We start from the raw sequence: 13,700 nt of genomic DNA, 5'->3' as shown, positions 1-13,700 counted from the left end.
ACGCAATCAGCGCCGGGTCCAGCCATACAGCGCGATCAGTTCCATGGCGACATGCGCCCCCGCCACCGCCGTCGCCCCGGTCGTGTCATAGGGGGGCGAGACCTCGACCACGTCGCCGCCGATCAGATCCACACCGGCGAGCCCGCGCAACAGCGCCGCCGCCTGCCAGCTTGCCAGCCCGCCCCAGACCGGCGTGCCGGTTCCAGGCGCGAAGGCCGGATCCAGCGCGTCGATGTCGAAGGTGACATAGACCGGCCGGTCGCCGATCACCTGCCGGATCCGGGCCAGCGTGGCCTCCACCCCGTCGCGATGCACCCCCGGCGCATCCAGGATGGTCACGCCCAGCGTGTCGAGGTTCTCGGTGCGGATGCCGACGCTGACGCTGGCGGTCGGGTCCACCACCCCCTCGCGGATCGCCTTGTAGAGGAACGTCCCGTGGTCGATCCGGTCGGGATCGTCGTCCACCCAGGTGTCGGAATGGGCGTCGAACTGGATCAGCGCCACCGGCCCGCGCCGCGCCGCCACCGCGCGCAGGATCGGCAGGGTGATGGAATGATCGCCCCCCAGCGTCACCGGCGCCGCGCCGCCATCCATGATGGCGCCGACATGCGCCTCGATCCGAGCGGGAACCTCGCGGGTCTTGGCGTAATCGAAGGCCACGTCGCCGTAATCGACCACGTTCAGCAGCGACAAGGGATCATAGCCCCAGCCATAGGGCGGGTCATAGGGTTGCAGCGCCGAGGCCTCGCGGATCGCGCGCGGGCCGAAGCGGGTGCCGGGCCGGTGCGTCACCGCCTGGTCGAAGGGAATCCCCGTCACGGCCAGATCGACGCCTGCCAGATCCTTGCTGTAACGCCGCCGCAGGAAGCTGGTCGCGCCGCCAAAGGCGTTCTCGAAGGACAGCCCGCGCGGGTCGGTTCGCGTAAAGGCCTGATCGACCTGCGTTCCTGCGTCCTCCAATGCCATTGCCGGTCCTTTCCCCGCCCGTCGCCGCGATCGTGACGCAACGGCGCGCCGACCTCAAGCGTCGGATCTTGATCTGCATCAGGGCGGCGGCCCGGCGATTGGTCCATCATGCGCAAGGACGCGCGACGAATACGACAAGAGAGACAGCCATGAAGACATCCCTTCTTGCCATCGCCGCAACCGCCGCCCTTGCGGCGCCCGCGCTTGCCCAGACGGAACTGCCCCCCGATGCCGACCTGCGCAGCGCCGCGCTGGAATGGTTCGAACCGATCCCCGACACGCCGCAAATCCCCGCCGGCAACGTCCTGACGCCCGAGCGGGTGGATCTGGGCGCCATGCTGTTCTTCGACCCGCGCATGTCGCGGTCAGGGGTGTTTTCCTGCCAGTCCTGCCACAACGTGGGCCTGGGCGGGGTGGACGGGCTGACCACCTCGATCGGGCATGGCTGGCAGCAGGGGCCGCGCAACTCTCCCACGATGCTGAACGCCATCTTCAACATCGCCCAGTTCTGGGACGGCCGCGCGCCCGACCTGGCCGCCCAGGCCAAGGGTCCGGTCCAGGCCGGGGTCGAGATGAACAATACCCCCGAAAACCTGATCGGCACGCTGAAGTCCATGCCGGGCTATGTCGATGCCTTCAAGGCGGCCTTCCCGGATGACCAGAACCCGGTCAGCTTCGACAATTTCGCCCGCGCCATCGAGGCGTTCGAGGCGACCCTGATCACCCCCGACAGCGCCTTCGACCGCTTCCTCAAGGGCGACGACGCCGCCATGACCGACCAGGAGAAACGCGGCCTGGCCGCCTTCATGGACACCGGCTGCACCGCCTGCCACGCGGGCCGCAACGTCGGCGGGCAGGATTACTATCCCTTCGGCGTGATCGAGCGGCCGGGCGGATCGGTCCTGCCGGAAGGCGACCGCGGCCGCTTCGCCGTCACCCAGACGGCGGACGACGAATACGTCTTCCGCGCCGCGCCGCTGCGCAACGTGGCCCTGACCGCGCCGTATTTCCATTCGGGCGCCGTCTGGGATCTGCGCGAGGCGGTCAGCATCATGTCCTCGTCCCAGCTTGGCACCGAACTGGCCGAACCCCAGGTGGACGAGATCGTGGCCTTCCTGGGCAGCCTGACCGGCAAGCAGCCGCAGATCGTCCACCCGATCCTGCCGGTCCGCAACGCGGAAACCCCGCAGCCGCAGCCGATGGTGCAGTAAATCCCGCAGCCCATGGCGAGGGCCTCGGCCTTCGCCATGGGCTGGTTTTTGCCCGCCACGCGATGCGCCGGACAAATGCCGGTTTGCCGAACGACGCTTTGAGCCCATGGCGGACCTTCAGCTTAAGCATTCAGTGACATGGGTTTGTCGCCACCAGGGGGTAGGCCGAAGAGGTGCCTTATCCAGTTGAGGAATGCTCCATACGGGCGGCCCAGCACGAGCATCATCACCGCTGCGCCAAGCACACCCCGCAGCAGTCCATCCCCGGTTGCACCACTGAAAGCGATAATCGCAGCGTAGATGGGCACCTGAAAGCTCATTAGTGCCAAGCTGTCCCAAAAGACCTGCGAAAAGCGATTTTCGCTGGCGTGCCCCATCATCCAATCGCGCCACATACCGTATGGGCGTCCTACTGGGACCATCAGAACGCCTCCGATCAGGCGTGCTTGCAGAACCTGCTCCCAAGTCATCCCCGCAATAAATCGCTCGTTGATGATGCCGGTTGTGGTGAAGAACAGGATCAAAGCCAGCGTATCAGCGACATACGCCCGTGTGCTTCCTGACCGCCTTGTCGTATCTGCCAATCGTTATCTTCCCGTGATTGTTTCAGATCATCGAGACATAGCGCACCAAGGTCCGCTTCGTCCCGCATAACAGCCAGTACGCGCCCCCGAATCGCCTTGCATCCTGCGCCTTCGCCGCTATAAGACCCCATCCTTCCGACCGGACATCATCACCGGCGCAGCCTCTCGTGACGGGTGCGGAAGGGGTCGCCCGTCGATGAAATGCGCCTGAAACGAAAGGGATGCCATGCCTCTGTACGAGCATGTGCTGATCGCCCGCCAGGACCTGTCGAACACGCAGGCCGAAGGGCTGATCGAACATTTCTCGACCGTGCTGGCCGATAACGGCGGCAAGGTGGTCGAAAACGAATACTGGGGTGTCCGCACCCTCGCCTACAAGATCAACAAGAACCGCAAGGGCCATTACGCCTTCCTGCGTTCGGACGCGCCCTCGGCCGCCGTGCAGGAAATGGAACGCCTGGCCCGCCTGCATGACGACGTGATGCGCGTCATGACCGTGCGCGTGGACAAGCACGAGGAAGGCCCCTCGGTCCAGATGCAGAAGCGCGAGGAACGCGGCGAGCGTGGGGATCGTGGCGACCGCGGTGATCGCGGCGACCGCCCGCGCGGCGACCGTGACCGTGGCGCCGACCGTGGTGATCGCGGCGACCGCCGCGAGCGGACTGAAAGGATCTGATCATGGCGAACAAACCGTTCTTCCGCCGCCGCAAGGTTTGCCCCTTCTCGGGCGAAAACGCCCCGGCCATCGACTACAAGGACACGCGCCTGCTTCAGCGTTACATTTCCGAACGCGGCAAGATCGTGCCCTCGCGCATCACCGCCGTCTCGGCCAAGAAGCAGCGTGAACTGGCCCGCGCCATCAAGCGCGCCCGGTTCCTGGCCCTGCTGCCCTATGTCGTGAAGTAAGGGGACAAGGACATGCAAGTCATCCTGCTGGAACGCGTGGCGAAACTTGGCCAGATGGGCGAAGTCGTCAACGTGAAAGAGGGCTTTGCCCGCAACTTCCTGCTGCCCCAGGGCAAGGCGCTGCGCGCATCCGAGGCCAACATCAAGTCCTTCGAGAACCGCAAGGTCCAACTGGAAGCGCAGAACGCCGAAACCAAGGCCGAAGCGCAGAAGATCGCCGACAAGCTGGACGGCCAGACCTTCGTGATCATCCGGTCGGCCTCGGACGCCGGGGCGCTGTACGGGTCCGTGACCACCCGCGACGCCGCCGACGCCGCGACCGAGGCCGGCTTCACGCTGGACCGCAAGCAGGTGGTTCTGAACCATCCGATCAAGGAACTGGGCCTGCACAACGTCAACGTCGTGCTGCACCCCGAGGTCGACGCGACCATCGTGCTGAACGTCGCCCGTTCGCCCGAGGAAGCCGAACTGCAAGCGCAGGGCAAGTCGATCCAGGATCTGGCCGCCGAAGCCGATGCCGCCGCCGAATTCGAGATCGCCGAACTGTTCGACGACATCGGCGCCGCGAACGACGACAGCGACGACCGGAACTGATCCTTCCGCACACGCAAAGTTCAGGCCGCAGCGGGAAACCGATGCGGCCTTTTTTTCGTTCCGGGGCAAATTGTTTCCTGCCCGAACCGGACATATCATGGACCTGATGATTGGAAGCCGTCCCTGGACGGAGCTTGCGCATTACGCCGAAGGACAGACCATGGCCGATCCCCTTTCCCAGCTTCTTGCCGGCCGAGACTGGCTGATGGCTGACGGGGCGACGGGGACGAACCTGTTCAACATGGGCCTGGCGTCGAATGTCGCGCCGGAATTGTGGAACACCGACCGCCCCGACCTGGTGCGGCGTCTCTATCAGGACGCGGTGGATGCGGGGGCCGACCTGTTCCTGACCAACACCTTCGGCGGCAACGCCAGCCGCCTGCGCCTGCAAGGCGCGGGCCATCGCGTGCGGGAGCTGAATCTGGCCGGCGCCGCCATGGCGCGCGAGGTCGCCGATGCCGCCGGGCGCAAGGTTGTGGTCGCCGGCAATATCGGCCCCACCGGAGAGATCATGGCCCCCATCGGCAGCCTGTCCCAAGCCCGCGCGGTCGAGATGTTCCACGAACAGGCCGAGGCGCTGAAGGACGGCGGCGCCGACGTGCTGTGGGTGGAAACCATCAGTTCCGAGCAGGAGTTCCGCGCCGCCGCCGAGGCCGCGCGGTTGGCCGACATGCCCTGGTGCGGGATGATGAGCTTTGACACCGCCGGGCGCACGATCATGGGCGTCACCTCGGCGCAGCTGTCGGCCCTGGTGGAACGGCTGCCGAACCCGCCCATCGCCTATGGCGCGAATTGCGGCGTGGGCGCGGCGGATCTGCTGCGGACGGTGCGTGATTTCGTCGCATCGGGAAACGAACGGCCGATCATCGCCAAGGGGAATGCCGGGATCCCGCATCTTGAGGACGGGCATCTGCATTACGACGGCACGCCCGCGATCATGGCCGATTACGCCTGCCTGGCCCGCGATATGGGCGTACGGATCATCGGCGGCTGCTGCGGCACCACGCCCGACCATCTGCGCGCCATGCGCGAGGCGTTGGAGACCCGAGCCCCCGGCCCCCGCCCCTCGCTGGAGGAGATCGCGTCCCGGCTGGGCGGTTTCAGCGCGGTCGGCGATTACTGAAGGCCGCATGTGACGGCTGACAGTCGCCGCCGGGCGCGTTAGACCAGCCGTCATGGCAAGACGAAATCGCATGTCCCGACCCTTCGCGGCGGCCAGGGTTCTGGTCAGCCACCGGCGTTCGCAGGGCAGCGATTTCGTGCTGGCGGTGTTCCTGGCGGGGATCGCAGGGGCTTCCAACGCGGGCGGGTTCTTCGCCCTGGGGCAGTATACGTCGCACATGACCGGCTATCTGTCGCAGATCGCCGACAACCTGGTGATCGGCAACCTGCTGGTCACGGCGACCGCGCTGCTGGCCATCGGCGCCTTCACCACCGGCGCGGCCTTCAGCACCTTTCTGGTGAACTGGGCGCGGCACCGGATGGGGCGGCGGCAATTCGCGCTGCCCTTGGCGGTTCAGGGGGCCTGTCTGGCCTGCTTCGCCTTCGGCGGCATCTTCACCACGCTGCCCGGCCGCATGTTCGCCCTGGCCTGCCTGTGCTTCATCATGGGCATGCAGAACGCCACCATCACCAAGATTTCCGGCGCGCGCATCAGGACCACCCATGCCACCGGCATGATCACCGATGTGGGCATCGAATGCGGCCGCGCCCTGTATCGGCTGGTCCAGCCGCGCCGCGCCGTGCGCCCCGACGGGGCGAAACTGCGCATCCTGCTGTCTCTGATCGGAACCTATGTGGTGGGCGGCATCGTTGGTGCCTTGGGCTATGCGGTCGTCGGCTTCTATTTCTCGCTGCCGCTGGCGGGGCTGCTGCTGGCCCTGGCCCTGCCGACCTTCGGCGCGGCAGGCGGACGCATGGTCCCCCGGCCGGGCCATCGATAAGGAAGGATCCATCATCAGGACGCGCGAACCATGACCGAAGACCGAGACAGCCGGACGGCCATCGTCCGGGGATTGATGAATCTCTGCCCGAATTGCGGCAAGGGCAGGCTGCTGCGCGGATATCTGGGCGTGCCCGCAGAATGCGAGGTCTGCCACGCGCCCCTTGGCCGCTATCCCGCCGCCGACGGCCCCGCCTTTTTCGCGATGACGATCATGCTTCTGCTGCTGATCCCGCTGATCGGCTTCACCTGGGTGCTGCTGCGCCCCTCGCCGGTGATGCTGCTGGCGATCACCGGCGTCATCACCACGGTCCTGACGCTGATCCTGCTGCGCCTCGTGAAGGGGGCCTTCATAGGATACCTGTGGGCCAAGAACGAACAGGACCGGGGCGCTTAAACCGGAGGCGCCTAGAACAGCGACAACTGGTCCCCCGCCTTGGGCGGCGGGCCGAAGCGGCTGCAATCCAGCGGCGCCGATTCGCCATGATAGCCCAACCGTTTGCGCGCCAGGCGGAAGCGTTGCAGGGCAAGCTGCGCCTCGGCCCCCTGGCCCCGGAAGCGGTGGCCGAAGCGCGGGTCGTTGTCGCGCCCGCCGCGCATCGCCTGCACGCGGTTCATGACATGGGCAGCCATGCCGGGGCGATGGCGGTCCAGCCAGTCGCGAAACAGCGGCGCGACCTCCAAGGGCAGGCGCAGGGGGATCATGCTGGCGGTGGTGGCGCCCGCCTGCCGCGCCGCCGTCAGAATCGCCTCGATCTCGGGCTCGGTCAGGACCGGGATCACGGGGGCGACCATCACCCGCACCGGCACCCCTGCGGCCGCAAGTTCACGGATCATCCGCAGCCGCGTGGCGGGGGCGGGGGCGCGCGGCTCCATGGCGCGGGCCAGGGACGGGTCCAGGGTCGTGATGCTGACGCCCACCGCCGCCATCCGCTTGGCCGCCAGTTCCGCCCACAGCGCGACATCGCGCAGGACCGTCTGCCCCCGCGTGACCAGCGTGGCCGGATGATTCCAGTCCGACAGCACCCGCAGGATCCCCGGCATGATCGCCAGCTTCGATTCCACCGGCTGGTAGGGATCGGTATTCGTGCCCAATGCGATGGGCGCCGGGCGATAGGATGGCCGCGCCAGTTCGCGCGCCAGCAGGGAAGCCGCCTCGGGCTTGGCCGTGATCCGCGTCTCGAAATCCAGACCCGGCGACAGACCCAGCCAGGCATGGGTCGGTCGCGCATAGCAATAGATGCAGCCATGCTCGCAACCGCGATAGGGATTGATCGAGCGGTCGAAGGAAATATCGGGCGAGGTGTTGCGCGTGATGATGCTGCGCGGGCGTTCGGCGACGACCTCGGTCCGCAACAGGCGCTCGTCCTCGGGGATGTCCCAGCCGTCGGATTCGCGCATCCGCGCATGGGGTTCGAACCGCCCGTCGGGGCGGGTATCGGCGCCTCTGGCCCTGAGGCGTTCGTCGGGATTGCGGGGCGGCAGCATTCCGCCAGACTAGAACAATACAGGAACAACCGCCAGCGTTTTTGGCGGTTGATGTTCGCTCCGGCCGCGCCCATCCTGCGCCCGAACGCATGTCAGGAGGCGTCATGTCCGACGATTACATCCCGCCCAAGGTCTGGGCGCCGAAGGCCCCGAACGGCGGCCAGTTCGCCAGCATCAACCGGCCCATGGCAGGCCCGACCCATGACAAGGATCTGCCGGTCGGCAAGCATCCCTTGCAGCTTTACTCGCTGGCCACGCCCAATGGGCAGAAGGTGACGATCCTGCTGGAGGAATTGCTGGAGGCGGGCTTCGATGCCGAATACGACGCCTGGCTGATCCGCATCAACGAAGGCGACCAGTTCGGCAGCGGCTTCGTCGCGGTGAACCCGAACTCCAAGATCCCCGCGCTGATGGACCATTCGGCGACGCCGCCGCGCCGGGTCTTCGAATCGGGATCCATCCTGGTCTATCTGGCGGAAAAATTCGGCGCCTTCCTGCCCCGCGATCCCGCGGCGCGGACCGAGGCGATGAACTGGCTGTTCTGGCAGATGGGATCGGCCCCTTTCCTGGGCGGCGGCTTCGGGCATTTCTATGTCTATGCCCCGGTCAAGATCGAATACGCCATCGACCGCTATACGATGGAAGCCAAGCGCCAGCTCGATGTGCTGAACCGCCATCTGGCCGACAACCGCTTCATGGCCGGTGAGGAATACTCCATCGCCGACATGGCGATCTGGCCCTGGTACGGGCAGGTCGTGGCAGGCAAGATCTATGGCGATGCGGCGACCTTCCTGGACGCCGGAACCTATGGCAATGTCCGCCGCTGGCATGACGAGATCGCCGCCCGTCCCGCCGTGCGGCGCGGAATCATGGTCAACAAGACCTCGGGCGATCCGGCGCAGCAACTGTGGGAACGCCACGATGCCAGCGACTTCCAGAACCGGACGCAGGACAAGATCGGAACGGAATGAAAAAGGGGGGCTTTGCCCCCCGTCCTTCGGACTCCCCCCAGGATATTTGCGCACAGAAGATAAAGGCCACTGCCATCTTCTGTGGCAAAATATCCTCGGGGGTCCGGGGGCAGACAGCCCCCGGCTTTGGCCTGATAGATCAGTTCCGCGCGCGGTCGACCATCTTGCCCTTGGAGATCCAGGGCATCATCTCGCGCAGCTTGGCGCCCACCTTCTCGATCTGGTGTTCGTCGTTGATGCGGCGGGTCGCCTTGAACGAGGGCTGGCCGACGGCGTTTTCCTGCATGAAGTCGCGCACGAACTTGCCGGTCTGGATGTCGCGCAGCACCGCCTTCATCCGCGCCTTGGTCTCGTCATAGGGCAGGATGCGCGGGCCGCTGACATATTCGCCGTATTCGGCGGTGTTGCTGATCGAGTAGTTCATGTTGGCGATGCCGCCTTCATAGATCAGGTCGACGATCAGTTTCACCTCGTGCAGGCATTCGAAATAGGCCATCTCGGGTTCGTAGCCCGCCTCGACCAGCGTCTCGAAGCCCATGCGGATCAGCTCGACCAGGCCGCCGCACAGCACCGCCTGTTCGCCGAACAGGTCGGTTTCGCATTCTTCGCGGAAGTTGGTCTCGATGATGCCCGAACGCCCGCCGCCGATGGCCGAGCAATAGGACAGCGCCAGATCCAGCGCCTTGCCGGTGGCGTCGTTGTGGACCGCGACCAGGCAGGGCACACCGCCGCCCTTGACGTATTCGCCGCGGACGGTGTGGCCCGGACCCTTGGGCGCCATCATGATGACATCGACGCCCGGCTTCGGCTCGATCAGGCCGAAATGCACGTTCAGGCCATGCGCGAAGGCGATCGCCGCGCCTTCGCGCAGGTTGTCATGGACGTATTTCTTGTAGGTCTCGGCCTGCAATTCATCCGGCATGGTGAACATGATCAGGTCGGTCCAGGCGGCAGCCTCGGCGATGCCCATGACCTTCAGGCCCTCGCCTTCGGCCTTCTTCGCGGACGGGCTGCCCTCGCGCAGGGCGACGACGACGTTCTTGGCGCCCGAATCGCGCAGGTTCAGCGCATGGGCATGGCCTTGCGACCCATAGCCCAGGATCGCGACCTTCTTGTCCTTGATCAGGTTCACGTCGCAATCGCGGTCATAGTAAACGCGCATGGAATGGTTCCTTTCCTCTCCGATGGCGGCTGTTCTAGCGTCGGCGCCGCACGAAATAGCATCTATTTTTCTCACTATCAGGGTCATGGCTACGATAGACATTCCCTGAAATGCGGCATACTGAAAAAATCATGCCGGACAGAACCGATCATCGCATCCTGCGCCACTTGATGGCCGACCCTCAGGCCCCGAATGCCGTCCTGGCCCAACGCGCCGGCGTGGCGCCCGCCAGCCTGTGGCGGCGCTTGGAAAAGTTGCGGGAAACGGGCGTCATCGCTGCCATCCAGAACCGCATCGACTGGCGCAAGCTGGGATACGAGGTCCAGGTCAGCCTGCGCTTCACGCTGGACAAGACCAGCCCCCGCGCCTTCGACGAATTCATGGCCGCCGCGCGCGAGGTGCCCGAGGTGACGGAAATCCAGACCTTTCTGGGCAGCGTGGATCTGCGGCTGTCGGTGATCGCGCGGGACATGGCGCATTGGCAGCAGATCTATCGCGACCGGATCCTGACCCTGCCGCATGTCGCCGACAGCGACGCGCTGATGCTGGTCTCGACCATCAAGGACAGCGGGGAACTGGCGTTGTGAGCGGCCTTGACGCCACCGACCTGGCGATCCTGCGGATCCTGTCCAATGACGCCACCCGAAGCGCGGCCGAGATCGGGCGCGCGGTCGGCCTCGGCCAGCCCGCCGCCTGGCGCCGCATCAAGCGGCTGACCGAAAGCGGCATCCTGGCCGGGCGGCGGGTGATCGTGGACAATGCCGCCTTGGGCTTTGGCGTCACGGTCTTTCTGGGCATCCGCCTTGCCGCCAAGGGCCGCACCAGCCTGGAGGATTTCGAACGCGCCGTGACCGCCATCCCCGAGGTGCAGACCGTCCAGCACGTGCTGGGCCAGTTCGACTATCGCCTGCGCATCACGGCGCGCGACATTTCCGACTTCGAACGCATCCTGCGCCGCCGGATCATGACCCTGCCCGGCGTGGGCCAGGTCGAGGCGAACGTGATGCTGTCCGAGGAACGCAGGCCGGGGCCGCTGGGCGCATCGTGATTGCGTTTCGTCTGGCCCTGCCGGGCTGGTCGCGCTAGAGATTCACCATGCAGAAGATCACGCTTCCCGAACGGCCCCATTGGCGCGACACCGCGAAAGAGGTGGGCTTCACCTTCGCCGACATGCATGGCGAACCTTATTGGGACGAAAGTTCGGCCTATCGCTTCTCGCTGCGCGAGATCGAGGAGGATATCGAGGATCCCTCGACCGACCTGCACGCCATGTGCCGCGACGCCGTGGCCGAGATCGTCGTCAGCGAACGGATGATGGACCGGCTGGGCATTCCGCCCGAACACCGCGACCTGATCGCCGACAGTTGGCGGCGCAACGAGCCCGAAATCTATGGCCGCCTGGATCTGGCCTATGACGGCACCGGCCCGGCTAAGCTTCTGGAATACAACGCCGACACGCCAACCTCGCTTTACGAAAGCGCGTCCTTTCAGTGGCAGTGGCTGGAGGATCAGTTGGCGGCGGGTGTGGTGCCGCGCGGGGCCGACCAGTTCAACGGCATCCACGAGGCGCTTGTCGAACGCTTCCGCGCGCTGTTCGACCCCAATACCGACATCCATTTCACGGCAGCGGCGGGCAACCCCGAGGATTACGCCACCGTCGAGGCGATGGCCTGGGCCGCGCGCGAAGCCGGGATGGGCGCGCAATACAGCGACCTGGACAAGCTGGGCGTCACCAGGGACGGTCAGTTCGTCGACGATCAGGACCGGGTGATCGGCACCCTGTTCAAGCTGTACCCGTGGGAGGATCTGCTGCGCGACGATTACGCGCGGCACATCGCCGGGTCGGGCTGCCTGTTCCTGGAACCGGCCTGGAAGGCGCTTGTGTCGAACAAGGGCATCCTGCCGGTCTTGTGGCAGATGTTCGAAGGCCATCCGAACCTGCTGCCCGCCTTTTTCGCGGATGACATTGCCGATGCGCTTGTCGCCGGGGGCCGGGCGGTGCCGGACGTGGCCCCGGCCTTCGACAAGGTGGCCGACCAGTTCCGGCGCGCCCATGTGGTCAAGCCGATCTTCTCGCGCGAGGGCGCGGGGGTCAGCATCGTCGAAGGGGGCGCGGTCACAGACGCCTCGCCTGCGGGCGATTACGACGCCCATCCGCGCATCGTCCAGGCCTATGCGCCGCTGCCCGACTTCGACGGCTTCCGGCCCATCCTCGGCGCCTGGATCGTCGGCGATCAATGCGTCGGCATGGGCATCCGCGAGGACAAATCCCGCATCACGCAGGATCTGTCGCGCTTCAAGCCGCATTTCATCGCGGACTAAAGGGGGAAAGCCATGAGGAAACGTTCCAGAACCGTCGCGCTGACCATCCTGGGCGCCGCCAGCTTTGCCATCGCGGGCTGCCGCGAGGAACAGGTCGAGGCGCAGGCCTTTCCCGACCTGAACGCCTGCCTTGCCGCCGCCGACCAGGGCGGGCTGTTCACCCCCGACGAGTGCCGCCAGTCCTTTGCCGAGGCCGAACAGCTTCACGTCGAATCCGCCCCCCGCTATGACAGCCTTGAGGTTTGCGAGGAACAGCACGGCGTCGGCAATTGCGGCTCCGAGGCGCAGCAGACCGGCGGCGGCGCAGGCAGCATCTTCATGCCGCTGCTGGCGGGATACCTGATCGGGTCGATGCTGGGCGGCGGCGGGCTGTCGCGGTCCCAGCCGATGTACCGCACGCCCCAAGGCGGCTATACCAACGCCGCGCGGACCAGCACGTTTTCCAGCAATACGGGCCGGGCGGCGCTGAACAGCAGCCAGTTCGCCCGCCCTGCCGCGACGGCGGGCCAGCCGCCCATGTCGCGCGCCACCGCCGCGTCGCGCGGCGGGTTCGGATCGACCGGCGGCAGCCGGGGCTTCGGCGGCTGAGGCGGAACCTTTCGGGGGCCGGGGCGTCTTGCCTTGCCCCTTTTTCGCAGGAGTTTCCCCATGCCCCGTCTTGCCCCGCTTGCCGCGACCCTGCTGATGGCGGCGACGCCGCTTGCCGCGCAGGACATCGTGGTCTCGTCCAAGATCGACACCGAGGGCGGGCTTCTGGGCAACATGATCCTGCTGGCGCTGAAGGATGCGGGCCTGCCGGTGCAGGACCGGCTGCAACTGGGCGGCACGCCGATCATGCGCGACGCCATCGTTGCGGGCCAGATCGACATCTATCCCGAATACACCGCCAACGGCGCGTTCTTCTTCAACGAGGCCGACAGCGATGTCTGGAAGGATGCCGCCCAGGGCTATGCCCGCGTGGCGGAACTGGACAAGACCCAGAACGATATCGTCTGGCTGGATCCCGCGCCCGCCAACAACACCTGGGCCATCGCCTTGCGCCAGGATGTGGCCGAACCGAACGGCCTGGCCACCATGTCGCAGATGGGCGAATGGATCGCGGGCGGCGGCGCGGTCAAGCTGGCGGCGTCCAGCGAATTCGTGACCTCGCCCGCCGCGTTGCCCGCTTTCCAGCAGACCTATGGGTTCACCCTGACGCCCGACCAGCTGGTCCAGCTTGCGGGCGGCGACACGGCGGCGACCATCGCGGCGGCGGCGCAGCAGACTTCGGGCGTGAATGCGGCCATGGTCTATGGCACCGACGGCGCCATCGCCGAGGCGGGGCTGGTGGTGATGCAGGACGACAAGGCCGTCCAGCCGGTCTATCAGCCCGCCCCCATCGTCCGCGCCCCGGTGCTGGAGGCACATCCCGAAATCTCTGCGGTCCTGAAGCCGATTTTCGCATCCCTGACCCTGGAAACGCTGCAAACCCTGAACGGCCGCATCCAGATCGGTGGCGAACCGGCGGCGGCTGTGGCCGAGGATTACCTGACCCAGGCGGGCTTCCTGGACTGA

At 66.2% G+C, this 13,700-nt stretch carries 17 protein-coding genes; 13 read left to right on the top strand and 4 right to left on the bottom strand.

The window, feature by feature from the left end; genetic code table 11:
* Positions 1-6 precede the first annotated feature (6 nt).
* A complete protein-coding gene (speB, locus tag ACTJI6_RS04270; protein WP_440798138.1) occupies positions 7-966 on the bottom strand; it encodes an agmatinase in 960 nt (319 codons plus the stop codon).
* A 149-nt stretch (positions 967-1,115) separates the two neighbouring features.
* Here speB and ACTJI6_RS04265 point away from each other — a divergent pair, with 149 nt between their 5' ends.
* Positions 1,116-2,177: a cytochrome-c peroxidase gene (locus tag ACTJI6_RS04265; protein ID WP_440798136.1), complete on the top strand. Its 1,062-nt coding sequence runs from the start codon at positions 1,116-1,118 to the stop codon at positions 2,175-2,177.
* A gap of 122 nt (positions 2,178-2,299) precedes the next feature.
* Here the strand turns inward: ACTJI6_RS04265 and alaE are convergent, their stop codons facing one another.
* Positions 2,300-2,761, bottom strand: coding sequence for an L-alanine exporter AlaE (alaE, locus tag ACTJI6_RS04260; protein ID WP_440798134.1), 462 nt, complete (start codon positions 2,759-2,761; stop codon positions 2,300-2,302).
* A gap of 226 nt (positions 2,762-2,987) precedes the next feature.
* On the opposite strand from alaE, the gene rpsF reads away from it, so the two are divergent.
* The 6 genes from rpsF (at position 2,988) to ACTJI6_RS04230 (ending at position 6,600) form a co-directional block, all read left to right on the top strand.
* A complete protein-coding gene (gene rpsF, locus ACTJI6_RS04255) occupies positions 2,988-3,437 on the top strand; it encodes a 30S ribosomal protein S6 (RefSeq protein WP_440798132.1) in 450 nt (149 codons plus the stop codon).
* A gap of 2 nt (positions 3,438-3,439) precedes the next feature.
* Positions 3,440-3,667 carry a 30S ribosomal protein S18 gene (rpsR, locus tag ACTJI6_RS04250; RefSeq protein WP_103173059.1) on the top strand — a complete coding sequence of 76 codons (228 nt, stop codon included), beginning with the start codon at positions 3,440-3,442 and terminating at the stop codon, positions 3,665-3,667.
* 12 nt (positions 3,668-3,679) lie between these two features.
* On the top strand, positions 3,680-4,261 hold the full coding sequence (gene rplI, locus ACTJI6_RS04245) for a 50S ribosomal protein L9 (RefSeq protein ID WP_126152597.1): 582 nt from the start codon (positions 3,680-3,682) through the stop codon (positions 4,259-4,261).
* A 160-nt stretch (positions 4,262-4,421) separates the two neighbouring features.
* Positions 4,422-5,384 (top strand): betaine--homocysteine S-methyltransferase, encoded by a 963-nt coding sequence (gene bmt, locus ACTJI6_RS04240; protein ID WP_440798130.1) that lies wholly within the window; start codon positions 4,422-4,424, stop codon positions 5,382-5,384.
* Positions 5,385-5,454: 70 nt separating this feature from the next.
* On the top strand, positions 5,455-6,204 hold the full coding sequence (locus ACTJI6_RS04235) for a YoaK family protein (protein WP_164555086.1): 750 nt from the start codon (positions 5,455-5,457) through the stop codon (positions 6,202-6,204).
* A 30-nt stretch (positions 6,205-6,234) separates the two neighbouring features.
* Positions 6,235-6,600 carry a DUF983 domain-containing protein gene (locus ACTJI6_RS04230; protein ID WP_126152600.1) on the top strand — a complete coding sequence of 122 codons (366 nt, stop codon included), beginning with the start codon at positions 6,235-6,237 and terminating at the stop codon, positions 6,598-6,600.
* Between the two features lie 11 nt (positions 6,601-6,611).
* On the opposite strand, the gene ACTJI6_RS04225 is transcribed toward ACTJI6_RS04230, so the two are convergent.
* A complete protein-coding gene (locus ACTJI6_RS04225) occupies positions 6,612-7,691 on the bottom strand; it encodes a PA0069 family radical SAM protein (protein ID WP_440798127.1) in 1,080 nt (359 codons plus the stop codon).
* A 104-nt stretch (positions 7,692-7,795) separates the two neighbouring features.
* On the opposite strand from ACTJI6_RS04225, the gene yghU reads away from it, so the two are divergent.
* A complete protein-coding gene (gene yghU / locus ACTJI6_RS04220; protein WP_440798125.1) occupies positions 7,796-8,662 on the top strand; it encodes a glutathione-dependent disulfide-bond oxidoreductase in 867 nt (288 codons plus the stop codon).
* A gap of 139 nt (positions 8,663-8,801) precedes the next feature.
* Here yghU and ilvC read toward each other — a convergent pair whose 3' ends face one another.
* Complete coding sequence (ilvC, locus tag ACTJI6_RS04215) at positions 8,802-9,824, bottom strand: ketol-acid reductoisomerase (RefSeq protein ID WP_440798123.1); 1,023 nt, start codon at positions 9,822-9,824, stop codon at positions 8,802-8,804.
* Between the two features lie 131 nt (positions 9,825-9,955).
* Between ilvC and ACTJI6_RS04210 the strand changes: the two genes are divergently transcribed.
* From ACTJI6_RS04210 to osmF, 5 genes are read left to right on the top strand one after another with little or no spacing between them, the layout of a single operon-like run.
* On the top strand, positions 9,956-10,411 hold the full coding sequence (locus tag ACTJI6_RS04210; RefSeq protein ID WP_440798121.1) for an Lrp/AsnC family transcriptional regulator: 456 nt from the start codon (positions 9,956-9,958) through the stop codon (positions 10,409-10,411).
* Entirely contained in the window at positions 10,408-10,872 is a 465-nt protein-coding gene (locus tag ACTJI6_RS04205) for an Lrp/AsnC family transcriptional regulator (protein WP_440798119.1), read from the top strand. Before ACTJI6_RS04210 ends, ACTJI6_RS04205 begins: the two co-directional genes overlap by 4 nt.
* Positions 10,873-10,919: 47 nt before the next feature.
* Complete coding sequence (locus ACTJI6_RS04200) at positions 10,920-12,146, top strand: glutathionylspermidine synthase family protein (RefSeq protein WP_440798117.1); 1,227 nt, start codon at positions 10,920-10,922, stop codon at positions 12,144-12,146.
* Between the two features lie 12 nt (positions 12,147-12,158).
* Positions 12,159-12,734: a DUF1190 domain-containing protein gene (locus ACTJI6_RS04195; protein WP_126152607.1), complete on the top strand. Its 576-nt coding sequence runs from the start codon at positions 12,159-12,161 to the stop codon at positions 12,732-12,734.
* Positions 12,735-12,794: 60 nt separating this feature from the next.
* Entirely contained in the window at positions 12,795-13,700 is a 906-nt protein-coding gene (gene osmF / locus ACTJI6_RS04190; RefSeq protein WP_440798115.1) for a glycine betaine ABC transporter substrate-binding protein OsmF, read from the top strand.

Source organism: Paracoccus sp. 22332, assembly GCF_052045125.1.
Taxonomy (GTDB): Bacteria; Pseudomonadota; Alphaproteobacteria; order Rhodobacterales; family Rhodobacteraceae; genus Paracoccus; species Paracoccus haematequi_A.
The sequence above is the reverse complement of the archived record's forward strand: the minus strand, read 5'-3'. Positions and strand labels throughout refer to the sequence as shown.